The sequence below is a fragment of the Allobosea sp. genome, assembly GCF_035944895.1.
Classification (GTDB): Bacteria; Pseudomonadota; Alphaproteobacteria; order Rhizobiales; family Beijerinckiaceae; genus Allobosea.
On record NZ_DASZAT010000006.1, the window covers coordinates 11,977 to 23,828 of the forward strand.

The 11,852-nt window shown below is 67.2% G+C and carries 12 protein-coding genes; 2 read left to right on the forward strand and 10 right to left on the reverse strand.

Annotated features, from left to right (window positions below):
• Positions 1-22: 22 nt before the first annotated feature.
• Positions 23-448, reverse strand: coding sequence for a VOC family protein (locus VGV58_RS08640; RefSeq protein ID WP_326873610.1), 426 nt, complete (start codon positions 446-448; stop codon positions 23-25).
• A 225-nt stretch (positions 449-673) separates the two neighbouring features.
• Here VGV58_RS08640 and VGV58_RS08645 point away from each other — a divergent pair, with 225 nt between their 5' ends.
• Entirely contained in the window at positions 674-1,201 is a 528-nt protein-coding gene (locus tag VGV58_RS08645; RefSeq protein WP_326873611.1) for a MarR family winged helix-turn-helix transcriptional regulator, read from the forward strand.
• A gap of 12 nt (positions 1,202-1,213) precedes the next feature.
• Here VGV58_RS08645 and VGV58_RS08650 read toward each other — a convergent pair whose 3' ends face one another.
• The 5 genes from VGV58_RS08650 to VGV58_RS08670 form a co-directional block, all read right to left on the reverse strand.
• The gene (locus VGV58_RS08650; protein WP_326873612.1) at positions 1,214-1,996 is read right to left on the reverse strand and encodes a DUF899 domain-containing protein; all 783 of its coding nucleotides are present in this window, start codon (positions 1,994-1,996) and stop codon (positions 1,214-1,216) included.
• Between the two features lie 202 nt (positions 1,997-2,198).
• Positions 2,199-3,461, reverse strand: coding sequence for an RNA polymerase sigma factor (locus VGV58_RS08655; RefSeq protein ID WP_326873613.1), 1,263 nt, complete (start codon positions 3,459-3,461; stop codon positions 2,199-2,201).
• 2 nt (positions 3,462-3,463) lie between these two features.
• Positions 3,464-3,829, reverse strand: coding sequence for a YciI family protein (locus VGV58_RS08660; protein WP_326873614.1), 366 nt, complete (start codon positions 3,827-3,829; stop codon positions 3,464-3,466).
• A 223-nt stretch (positions 3,830-4,052) separates the two neighbouring features.
• Complete coding sequence (locus VGV58_RS08665; protein ID WP_326873615.1) at positions 4,053-5,087, reverse strand: aldo/keto reductase; 1,035 nt, start codon at positions 5,085-5,087, stop codon at positions 4,053-4,055.
• Between the two features lie 34 nt (positions 5,088-5,121).
• Positions 5,122-6,312 (reverse strand): MFS transporter, encoded by a 1,191-nt coding sequence (locus VGV58_RS08670; RefSeq protein WP_326873616.1) that lies wholly within the window; start codon positions 6,310-6,312, stop codon positions 5,122-5,124.
• A gap of 107 nt (positions 6,313-6,419) precedes the next feature.
• On the opposite strand from VGV58_RS08670, the gene VGV58_RS08675 reads away from it, so the two are divergent.
• Positions 6,420-7,334 (forward strand): LysR family transcriptional regulator, encoded by a 915-nt coding sequence (locus VGV58_RS08675; protein WP_326873617.1) that lies wholly within the window; start codon positions 6,420-6,422, stop codon positions 7,332-7,334.
• Between the two features lie 12 nt (positions 7,335-7,346).
• Here the strand turns inward: VGV58_RS08675 and VGV58_RS08680 are convergent, their stop codons facing one another.
• The 4 genes from VGV58_RS08680 to trpE form a co-directional block, all read right to left on the reverse strand.
• Positions 7,347-8,141 carry an ABC transporter ATP-binding protein gene (locus tag VGV58_RS08680; RefSeq protein WP_326873618.1) on the reverse strand — a complete coding sequence of 265 codons (795 nt, stop codon included), beginning with the start codon at positions 8,139-8,141 and terminating at the stop codon, positions 7,347-7,349.
• Positions 8,138-9,061, reverse strand: a complete 924-nt coding sequence (locus VGV58_RS08685; RefSeq protein ID WP_326873619.1) for an ABC transporter permease — start codon at positions 9,059-9,061, stop codon at positions 8,138-8,140. Before VGV58_RS08685 ends, VGV58_RS08680 begins: the two co-directional genes overlap by 4 nt.
• Positions 9,062-9,139: 78 nt before the next feature.
• Positions 9,140-10,114 (reverse strand): ABC transporter substrate-binding protein, encoded by a 975-nt coding sequence (locus VGV58_RS08690; protein ID WP_326873620.1) that lies wholly within the window; start codon positions 10,112-10,114, stop codon positions 9,140-9,142.
• A gap of 221 nt (positions 10,115-10,335) precedes the next feature.
• Entirely contained in the window at positions 10,336-11,850 is a 1,515-nt protein-coding gene (gene trpE, locus VGV58_RS08695; RefSeq protein WP_326873621.1) for an anthranilate synthase component I, read from the reverse strand.
• Positions 11,851-11,852 lie beyond the last annotated feature (2 nt).

An 11,852-nucleotide genomic window follows, 5' to 3' on the forward strand; every position in this document is an offset into this window, starting at 1 on the left:
GCCGGCTGCCCGGCGCCGATGCTTACCTGGCGGCCGAGACGAGGGCCCAGAGCACGCCGAACGGATCGCGGTACTGGCCGTAATGCTCGCCCCAGAACATCAGCTCGACCGGGGTGACGACCTCCATGCCGGCCTCGACGCCGCGCTTCCACCAGAAGTCGATATCGTCGACCCGCATGGTCAGGGTGAAGCCCTGCGGCTTCTCCCAACCGTAGCCGTGCTCCGGATAGGGATCGCTCAGCATCAGCGAGCCGTCATTGACATAAAGGTGAACGTGCATGGTCCGGCCCTTCTCGTCGACCGGCATGCGCGCCACTTCCTGCGCGCCAAAGGCCTTCTGGTAGAACTCCGAGGCCTTCACCGCGCCATCGACGCTGAGATAGGCGACGATGCCGCCCAGAGTCGCAGGCTGAGCTTGCGGCTGGATGGCTTCTGCTGGCTGGGACATTGTCGAACTCCGAGGTCGTGTTGGCAGGGTTTCGTCTGAGGTTCGGGGCCGGCGTATCCGGTGATCTGCCACAAGGACGTTGGCGGCCCGGACGTTCCGACAGGGCGAGTGAGTTTTTTTCGCGCTGTCGCTTCGGTAGTTATCTTGTCAGCAAGATAGTTTTGATATTGTCTTGGTGTCAAGATATATTCATGGTGCTCGTCACGAGATTCAGCGGAGGTTGGGATGAGCGTTGAAGCGGGGCAGGGCGGCGACCATATCGATCGCTTGCGCGAGCAGTGGCAGCACGAGCTACCGGAACTGGATACCTCGCCCATGGCGGTGATCGGCCGGGCGCGCCGGATCACCTTGCGGCTGCGGCCTGGGATCGAGGCGGTTTTCGCGAGGCACGGTCTCGATGCCGGCGAGTTCGACGTGATCTCGACCCTGCGACGCTCCGGCGCCCCCTGGCGGCTGACGCCGACCGAACTCTACCGCACGCTGATGATCTCCTCGGGCGGGCTCACGGCTCGCCTCAACCGCCTGGAGGCAGCCGGACTGATCCGGCGGCACGCGGCGGAGGAGGACAAGCGCAGTCTCCTGGTCGAACTGACCGAGGCCGGCCACGCCAAGGCCGAGGTCGCCTTCCGTGAGGACATGGAGCTGGAGAAGCGCCTGCTCGCAGGTTTGAACACACGCGAGCAGGCCGAGCTTGCAGCGCTGCTGCGCAAGCTCGCGCTCAGCCTGGAGAGCGAAGGCGCCAGCGCGAGCTAACGCCCGCGGTGGCTACCCTTGGCCGACCGCTGGAGCATGGCAGCAGGACGTAGCCGGCTCCTCGCGCCAGCGGCCGGTCATGTCGGTCTTGCCGGGGGTGTCGTAGCGATCGTGCGGGCGAACCCAGTCGGTGAGGTTGCCGGCCGGGCCGGTCTCGTTGCGGCCCTTCGGCGTCAGGTCGAGATACATGTAGGTGCCGAGCACCTCCTCGGCGCCGCGGCCGAAGGTCGAATAGGTCTGGTAGATCACTCCGTCCGCATCCTTCTCGAAGACGGTATGGCCGGAGAGGTCCTCCAGCGGCGAGGCGATCGTCTCGAAATTGTAGAAGGCGTTGGCGAGCTGTTCCGGCGTGTAGGAGACGTCGAAATCGTAGTTGAAATCGCTGCCATGGGACGAGACCCAATGGAAGCGCCAGCCCATGCGGCGCTTATAGGCCTCGATCTCGGCGAGCGGCGCGCGCGCCACCGCGACATAGGCGACGTCATGGCGTTCGAGATGCCTGAGCACACCGTCGACATGGTCGGACTCGAAGGAGCAGCCGACGCAGCCTTCCAACTGGCCGGGAGCCAGCATGAAGTGCTTGACGATAAGCTGGCTGCGGCCGCGGAACAGGTCGGCGAGTGTCTGCTTCCCGGCGGGCGTGTCGAAGACGTATTCCTTCTCGATCCGGATGCGCGGCAGGGCGCGGCGCTCGGCGGCGATCGCATCGCGCTGGCGCGTCAGCTCCTTCTCCTTGACGAGCAGGGCCTTGCGGGCGGCGATCCAGTCTTCCTTGCTGACGGTGATATGCGACATGGCCGGTCTCCTCGCTGCACTGGCCGCTTCCGATCCCGAAACTCAGGATCCAGAAGCAAGCGGTTGTGATTGACGAGTTTTCGGCTCTGGCTGCATCAAGCCAGCGTCGTCCGCTCGTCGCCCCTTTGAGGCAAGGACGAACGGGCGGGCGTGGTGCCGACACGGCACCGAAAAAATCTTCAACGCTGCTCTGTCGCGGTCCTCAGCCGGCTGCGACCTGCCCGCTCTCGCGCATCAGCCGGTCGATATGCTGGCGGATATGGGCGGCTTCACTGGCGGAGCCGGCGAGCGAGATGGCGCGGTCGAAGGTGGTGCGGGCCTCGCGGTCGCGGCCGAGCTGCATCAGCAGCCAGCCCTTGAAGCCGAAGAAGTAGAAATAGCCCGAGAGCTGCTGTTCCAGCGGTTCGACCATGGCGAGCGCAGCTTCGGGCCCACGCAGCTTGGCGACGGCGACGGCGCGGTTGAGCGTGATCACCGGCGAGGGCTGGATGTGCTCCAGCGTGGCGTAGAGGATGTCGATCTGGGCCCAGTCGGTCTCGTCCGGCTGCGCCGCGCGGCTGTGAACGCCGGCGATCCCCGCCTGGATCTGGTAGGGACCGGGCCTGCGATGGCGCATCGCCTTGTCGATCAGCGCCAGACCCTCAGCGATCATCTGGCGGTCCCAGAGGCTGCGATCCTGATCGTCGAGCAGGACAATCTGGCCGTCGGCGTCGAGCCGCGCGGCTGTGCGAGCGTGCTGGAGCAGCATGAGTGCCAACAGGCCCATGATCTCGGGCTCGGTCTGGAACAGGCGCAGCAGCAGCCGCGTCAGGCGGATGGCTTCTTCGCTGAACGGCCGGCGACGATCTGCCTCGGCGCCACTGGCCGAATAGCCCTCGTTGAAGACGAGGTAGAGCATTGCCGCCACCGCCGCGAGGCGTTCGGCGCGCTCGACCGGGCCGGGCGTCTCGAACGGCACGTTCGCAGCGGCGACGCGGGCCTTGGCCCGGGTGATGCGCTGCTCCATCGCGCTTTCGCCGACGAGGAAGGCGCGGGCGATCTGCTTGACGCTGAGACCCGAGACGATGCGCAAGGCGAGCGCCACCTGCTGCGTCGCCGGCAAGTCGGGATGGCAGCAGATGAAGAGCAGCCGCAGGATGTCGTCGCGGTAATGGCCGCCGTCGAGCCGCTCGGCGACTTCGCTCTCGGCGTCGCCGAGATCGGAGAGCCTGTCCTCGTCCGGCAGGGCTTCCTGCTTCTTCTGCCGTCTGACCTGGTCGAGCGCGACATTGCGGCCGACGAAGATCAGCCAGGCGGCAGGATCGCGCGGCGGGCCGTTCTGCGGCCAGGTCCGGAGCGCACGGAGGCAGGCCTCCTGATAGGCCTCCTCGGCGATGTCGAGATCGCGGAAATAGCGGAGCAGGGCGCTGATCGCCTGAGGGCGCGCCGAGGTCAGCGCCGCATGGATCCAGGCGATCTCGGCCATGGTCAGACTCCGGCCGGATAGTAGACGGCGAGCGGGCGGACCTCGAAGGCACCGCCCGGATTGGCCTCGCCGAGCTCGCGCGCGATCCCGAGCGCCTCGTCGAGATCGGCGACGTCGACGATGTAGAAGCCGAGGAACTGCTCCTTGGTCTCGGCGAAGGGGCCGTCGATGATCAGCGGCGGATCGCGATCCTTGCGCAGCGTCGTCGCCGCCGTGGTCGGCAGCAGGCGGGCGACCGGGCCGAGCTTGCCTTCCTTGGCGATGCGCTGGCGGATCTTTTCGAGGCGGCCCATGACCTCCTCGTTCTGCTCCTTCGTCCAGGCCGTGACGACCTCTTCGGAATGATAGCAAAGGATGGCGTAGTGCATGCGCGGCGCTCCGGTTCAGGCCAAGGACGATCGGCCGGGCCGGCAGCCGACAATCGCGGAGCAAAAAAATCAAGCTGCGTCGATGTTTCTTCAAACCAGGTCGTCCCGGGCGGGCGAAGCCCGACCCGGGACCCATTCCGGAACCTCTTTCGGAGATGCTCTGGCATGGATCCCGGATCTCCGCTTCGCTGCGTCCGGGATGACCAAGAAAGGGTTTTGAGGCCTAAACGACCGGCGGATTGAGCCGGGCGAAGCCTTCCTGGCGATGATAAGGGAAGGCCGGATAGGGCGGAACGGTGGCGCTTGCCTTGTCGAGCCTTACGATCTGCTCTGGCGTCAGAGCCCAGCCGACGGCGCCGAGATTGTCGCGCAATTGCTGCTCGTTGCGGGCGCCGATGATCACCGAGGCGACGGTCGGGCGCTGCACCAGCCAGTTGATCGCGATCTGCGGAACGGTCTTGCCGGTTTCCTCGGCGAGCGCATCGAGCACGTCGACGATGTCGTAGAGCTTCTCGTCATCGACCGGCGGGCCGAAATCGGCGGTCTGGTGCAGGCGGCTGCCTTCGGGCAGCTTCTGCCCGCGCCTGATCTTGCCGGTGAGGCGGCCCCAGCCGAGCGGGCTCCAGACGAGCGCGCCGACGCCCTGGTCGAGGCCGAGCGGCATCAGGTCGAACTCATAGTCGCGGCCGACCAGAGAATAATAGACTTGATGGGCGACATAGCGCGGGAAGCCGTGCTTCTCGGCGAGCGCCAGCGACTTCATCAATTGCCAGCCGGCGAAGTTGGAGACGCCGACCTGGCGGATCTTGCCGGCACGGACCAGCGCGTCGAGCGTCGAGAGCACCTCCTCGATCGGGGTGAAGGCGTCGAAGGCGTGGAGCTGGAGCAGGTCGATATGATCGCTGCCGAGCCGGCGCAGCGCGGCCTCGGTGCCGTCGATCAGCCGGCTGCGCGATGAGCCGGCCTCATTGGGGCCGTCGCCCATAGGCAAGCTCATCTTGGTCGAGACCAGGACCTTGTCGCGCCGACCCTTGATCGCCGCACCGAGCACCTCCTCGGAGGCGCCGTTCGAATAGACATCGGCGGTGTCGAACAGATTGACGCCTGCTTCCAGGCAGATGTCGACGAGGCGGGTCGCTTCCCTGGCGTCGCTGGTGCCCCAGTTGCTGAAGAGCGGGCCCTGGCCGCCGAAGGTGCCGGCGCCGAAGCTGAGGGCGGGAACCTTGAGGCCGGAGCGGCCGAGATATCTGTAGTCCATGGTCGAATTCCTTGTTCTAAACCTTTGATGACGTTCACTGCTGGCAGGAGGCCGATGCGGTCTGGAGCGCCGTCTGCGGGCGCTTGTCGAGGCGCAGGCTGATCACCGCCAGCACCAGGCTCGCCAGCGGCACCAAGGCAGCGACCCAGGTCACGGCGCCGAGCCCCGGGCCATGCTCGATGGTGACGCCGCCGAGCCAGGCGCCAAAGGCATTGCCGAGGTTGAAGGCGGCGATGTTGAGGCTGGAGGCGAGGTTACGCCCGGCAGGTCCCGCCTTGTCGAGCACGCGCATCTGCAAGGGAGCGACGGTGGCGAAGGCAGCAGCGCCGATCAGGCCGACGAAGACCGTGACCGCGACGGGCGAGCGCAGCGTCGCGGTCATCGCGAAGAGCACGATAGCGAGCGTTGCGGTGGTCGCGAGCAGGGCAACCGGCAGGTTGCGGTCGGCGAGCTTGCCGCCGAGCATGTTGCCGACGATCAGGCCGAGGCCGAAGAGCAGCAAGATCGGCGAGACCGCTTCCTGCGAGAAGCCGGTGATCTCGACCAGGATCGGCTGGATATAGGTGAAGACCGCGAAGACACCGCCGAAGCCGAGCACCGTCATGGCGAGGCCGAGCAGCACCTGCGGGTCGGCGAGGGTGGCGAGTTCCTGACGCAGCGGCGCGACCTCGACCTTGCCCTTGTCGGCCGGGACGAGGCGGGCGAGCACCAGCATGGCGACGACACCGATCACGGCGATGGTCCAGAAGGTGGCGCGCCAGCCAAAATGCAGGCCGAGCCAGGCGCCGGCGGGCACGCCGAGCAGGGTCGCGATGGTGAGGCCGGTGAACATCACGGCGATGGCCGAGGCCTTCTTGTCCTCGGGGACGAGGCTGGTTGCGACGACCGAGCCGACGCCGAAGAAGGTGCCATGCGCCAGCGAGGTGACAATGCGCGCCGCCATCAGAAGCCCGTAGCTCGGCGCGAGCGCACAGGCGATGTTGCCGAGGGTGAAGATCGCCATCAGCAGGATCAGCACCTGCTTGCGCGGCAGCTTGCGGGTGGCGAGGGTCAGGACGGGCGCGCCGACGAAGACGCCGAGCGCATAGCCGGAGATCAGCAGGCCGGTCATCGCGACCGAGACCTGCAGGTCGGCGGCAACCTGCAGCAGCAGGCCCATGATGACGAATTCGGTGGTGCCGATGCCGAAGGCACCGGCAGTGAGGGCATAGACGGCAATGGGCATGGGAGGCTCCGCGCCAGGCGAAAGGGGATGATCCCCAGCCAGATGGTGCAATGCGGTGATTTGAACTAGGATGCCGCTCGTAACATCACTTGTGACTTGAGTTCACCATGGCAGCCTTGCTCAGCAACCGTTCCGGCGAGATGGAAGTGTTCGCGGCCGTGGTCGAGCGCGGCGGTTTCTCCGCCGCGGCCAAGCTGTTCGGGATGACGCCGTCTGCCGTCAGCAAGCTGGTCACGAGATTGGAGGCGCGGCTCGGCGCCAGATTGGTCAATCGCTCGACGCGCAAGCTGCAATTGACGGCGGAAGGGCAGGCTTTCCACCAGCGCTGCGTCACCATCCTCTCCGACATCGCCGAGGCGGAATGCGAGGCGGCGGCGGGCAAGGCGCCGCGCGGGCGGGTGCGGGTCAACGCCAATGTCGCCTTCGGCAATCAGGTTCTGCTGCCGCTGGTGCCGGCTTTCCTGGCCGAGCATCCCGAGCTCTCGGTCGATCTCGTCTTCACCGACCAGGTGGTCGACCTGATCGAGGAGCGGGCGGATATCGCGATCCGGGTTGGACCCGGGCCCTTGCGCGGTAACCAGCTGATGGCGCGCAAGATCGGTGAGAGCGCCGTCGCGGTCGTCGCCTCGCCCGATTATCTCGCCCGCCATGGCGAGCCAAAGACGCCGGCCGAGTTGGTGAAGCACAACTTGATCGGCTTCAATTTCGCTAGGTCGGTCGAGGGCTGGCCGTTTCGCGTCGACGGCACGCTGATCTCGATCGCCGCGGTCGGTAACACCCAGGTTGGCGACGGCGAGATCGCGCGCCAGCTCGCTGTTGCTGGCGTTGGCCTTGCGCGGCTGGGGCGCTTTCATACCCAGGCCGAGGTCGCCGCAGGGCGGCTCGTCACGGTGCTGGAGGACTTCAACGCCGGCGATATCGAGGTCATCCACGCCGTCTATCTCGGGCAGGGCGGCTTCGTGCCGGCGCGGATGCGGGCCTTCATCGATTTCCTGGCACGGAATGTGAAGATCCGGGCCTGACAGCCTGAAGCCTCAACTCAGCAGCAGACTGTCGTCCGAGAGCTCCTCGCCGCGGACCTGCTTGAACAGGCGCAGCAGGTCCGGCACGTCCATCGCCTTGCGGCGCTCACCGGCGATGTCGAAGACGACCTTGCCCTCGTGCAGCATCACGGTGCGGCTGCCATGGTCGAGCGCGTCACGCATCGAATGGGTGACCATCAGCGCGGTCAGCTTCTGCTCGTCGACGATGCGCCGGGTCAGGTCGAGCACGAAGGCGGCGGTGCGCGGGTCGAGCGCGGCGGTGTGCTCGTCGAGCAGCAAAGTCTTGGTTCCCGCCAGCGTCGACATCAGCAGGCTGACGGCCTGGCGCTGCCCGCCGGACAGCAGGCCCATCGAATCGCCGAGGCGATTCTCCAGGCCGAGGCCGAGTACCGCCAGTTTGTCGCGGAACAGGGCGCGGCGCGGGCGGTCGAGCGCCGCGCCGAGGCCGCGGGCGCGGCCGCGCGCCTGGGCCAGCGCCATGTTCTCCTCGATCGTCAGGCGTTCGCAGGTGCCGGCCATCGGATCCTGGAAGACGCGGGCGATCAGGCCGGCGCGCTTGGGTGTCGGCCAGCGCGTCACGTCGATGCCGTCGACCTCGACGGTGCCGCGTTCGGCCCGGGCATCGCCGCTGAGGACGTTGAGCAATGTCGACTTGCCGGCGCCGTTCGAGCCGATGACCGTGATGAACTCGCCATCGGGCACGGAGAGATCGAGACCGCGCAGCGCCCGGTTTTCCAGCGGCGTTCCGCGCCCGAAGGTGACATGGACATCCCGGACGCTGATCATGGCGCGCTCCGCTTGAACAGGCTGCGCAGCGGATTGGCGACGCCGGGCAGCATCAGGGCGATGCCGACCAGCACCGCCGTGACCAGGTTGAGGTCGGAGGCGCGCAGGCCGAGCCAGCCGGCGTTCAGGGCCAGCGCGATGGCAAGGCGGTAAGCGATGGCGCCGATCAAGCAGGAGAACACCGCGACGACGATCGATTTCGTGCGGAAGATCGTCTCGCCGAGGATGACGGCGGCGAGGCCGGCGATGATCGTGCCGGTGCCGATGCTGACATCGGCGAAGCCCGCCGTCTGCGCGAACAGGGCGCCCGCCAAGGCGACGAGGCCGTTCGAGAGGGCGACGCCGACATAGATGTACATGTCGGTGCGGATGCCTTGCGCGCGGGCCATGCGCGGATTGGCGCCGGTGGCGCGCATGGCGAGGCCGAATTCGGTCTTGAGGAAGCGGGCGAGCAAAGCGGCGATCACGGTGACGATGATCAGCAGCGCGAGCACACGCAGGGTCGGGCGGGCGGGCAGTCCAGCGGCGGCGATCAGCGGGTTCAGCCAGGTGAAGAAGTCGATCACCGTCGGCCGGTTCATCAGGGGGATGTTGGGCACGCCCATCACCCGCAGATTGATCGAGAACAGCGCCGTCATCGTCAGGATGCCGGCGAGCAGATGCAGGATCGAAAAGCGGATGTTGAGCCAGGCGGTGACCGTGCCGGCGAGGCAGCCGGCGACGATCGCCGCCAGCGTCGCGAGCACCGGATTGACCCCGCCGGCGATCATCGCCGCCGCGACGGCGGCGCCGAGCGGCAAGGTGCCGTCGACCGTCAGGTCGGGAAAGTCGAGGACGCGGAAGGTGATGTAGACGCCGAGCGCCACCAGAGCGAACACCAGTCCGATCTCGATGGCGCCCAGGGTAGCGATGAGACTCATCGGTCGCCCTGCTAGTTCTGTTCTGGAAAGGGTAGGCGGCCGGACGCGGCGGCGCGGGGACGCCGCCGCGTTTTCAGATCAGTTGATCACCTGCTTGGCACGAGCCTGCACGGCGGCCGGGATCGTCACGCCCATGGCGGCAGCGGCCTTGGCGTTGAGGACGAGGTTGCTGCCGCTGGCGTTCTTGACCGGGATGGTGCCGGGCTTCTCGCCCTTGAGGACGCGCACGACCACCGCGCCGGTTTCGACGCCGACCTGGAAATAGTCGAAGCCGATCGAGGCGACCGAGCCCTTCTGGACCGACTCGGTGTCGCCGGTGAAGACCGGCAGCTTGTTGTCGGTGCCGACAGCCAGCACGGTGCCGAGCGCCGAGATGATGGTGTTGTCGGTCGGCAGATAGATCGCATCGACCTTGCCGACCAGGCTCTGCGCGGCAGCCGAGACATCGGCGGTGCGGCCGGCCGAAGCCTCGACGATCTGCAGGCTGCGGGCTGGAGCCAGCGCCTTGACGGCGTTGAGCAGCGCGACGCTGTTGGCCTCGCCGGGGTTGAAGACGACGCCGATCTTCTTGGCCGAAGGCACCAGCTCCTTGATCAGGTCGAACTGGGCCTCCAGCGGCGAGAAGTCGGAGATGCCGGTGACGTTGCCGCCCGGCGCCTGCTTGTCCTTGACGATCTGGGCGGCGACCGGGTCGGTCACGGCGGTGAAGACCACCGGGATCGTCTGCGTCGCCGTGACCATCGCCTGGGCGGAGGGGGTGGCGATCGCAACGATCACATTCGGGTTCTCGCCGGCGAATTTCTGGGCGATCTGCGCTGCCGTCGCCGGCGAGCCCTGGGCCGATTCATAGCGGAAGGTCAGGTTCGTACCGTCCTTGTAGCCGGCCTCCTCCAGTGCCTTCTTGACGCCGTCGCGGGCGGCATCGAGCGCCGGGTGCTCGACGATGGCGGTGACGGCGACCGTCACCTTCTGGGCCTGCTGCGCGAAGGCGGCCGTGCCGGCCAGAAGCGCCAGAGCGATACCGCTGCTGATCATGGTTGCGCGCAAACGCATGGTTTCCTCTCCATTTGTCACCGAGCCCTGTCTTTCCGCTTCAGGCATTCGTGCCAGCGGGCAGGGTCGGTTCTGATTGCTGAGTGGCCGTCCGAAGCAACCCAAGGGCTAGGGAGTGGCGCTCTCGACTACCGGCAATATGCGCGGGCGAAAACGTGGCGCGCAAGTGAGCAGGCCGCATGCGCCTCCGGGAGTTGCGCATGCGAAAAAGCGCGCCGCGATCACTGCCCCCGCCGGCTGCGCGCGGCGAAGCGCACGGCTTCCTCGGCCGCCTTGAACAGGGCTTTGGCCTTGTTGATGCATTCGAGCTGCTCGGAGGCCGGATTCGAATCGTAGACGATGCCGGCGCCGGCCTGGACCTGCATGCGGCCGTTCTGGACGACCGCGGTGCGCAGGACGATGCAGGTGTCCATCTCGCCATTGGCGCCGAAATAGCCGATGCAGCCGCCATAGGCGCCGCGCCCGTCCTTCTCGAGCTCGTCGATGATCTCCATGGCTCGCACCTTCGGCGCGCCGGAGACGGTGCCGGCCGGGAAGCCGGCGGCGAGGGCCGAGAGCGCATCGTGCTTGCCGGAGATGCGTCCCTCGACGTTCGAGACGATGTGCATCACCTGGCTGTAGCGCTCGATGAAGAAGGAATCGGTGACGTTGACGCTGCCGATCTCGGCGACCCGGCCGACATCATTGCGGCCGAGATCGAGCAGCATCAGATGCTCGGCCCGTTCCTTGGGGTCGGCCAGCAGCTCGTCGGCGAGGGCTTCGTCGGCGGCGGGCGTCGCCCCGCGGGGCCGGGTACCGGCGATCGGGCGGATGGTGACCTTGCCGTCGCGCAGCCGGACTAGGATCTCCGGGCTGGAGCAGACGATCTGGAAGGCCTCGAAATCGAGATAGCAGAGGAAGGGCGCCGGGTTGACCCGCCGCAGGGCACGGTAGAGCGCGAAGGGCGGCAGTTCGAACGGCGCTTCAAAGCGCTGCGACAGCACGACCTGAAAGATGTCACCGGCGCGGACATATTCCTGCGCCGTCGCGACCATGGCGTGGAATTCGGCCTCGCTGGTGTTCGAGGTCGATTCCGGGTGGGGGATCGCCGCGATGTCGATGCCGGCCTCGTCGGGGAGGGGGCCTTCGAGGGCCCGCACTACCGCCTCGAGCCGTTCTTGCGCCCGCTCGTGGGCGGCGCGGGCGGGGACGTTCGCCTGCGGCCGCACCGGCGTCACCACCGTGATCTCGTCACGGATCGAATCGAACACCACCATCAGCGTCGGCCGCGTCAGGATGGCGTCGGGCACGCCGGGGCCTGTCGCCTTCGGCTCCGGCAGGCGCTCCATCAGGCGTACCATGTCGTAGCCGAGATAGCCGAAGACGCCCGCCGCCATCGGCGGCAGGCCGTCGCGATCGGGGATGGCGCTCTCGGCGAGCAAGGCGCGCAGCGAGTCGAAGGCCGGGCGCGGATCGGGGACAAAGTCCTCGTCCTGTACCAGCCGGCGGAGCGAGGCCTGGCCGCGATGGCAGCGCCAGATCAGGTCCGGATCGAGCCCGATCATCGAGTAGCGGCCGCGCACGGCGCCGCCCTCGACCGATTCGAGCAGGAAGGCCGGCCCCTTATAGGCATGGCGCAGCTTCAGGAAGGCGGCGACCGGTGTCTCGCAATCGCCGACCAGCGACAGCGTCAGCAATTGCGGCTCGCCGGCCGCGTAGGCGGCGGCGAAGCGGGCGAAATCGGCTGCCGGATCCATGC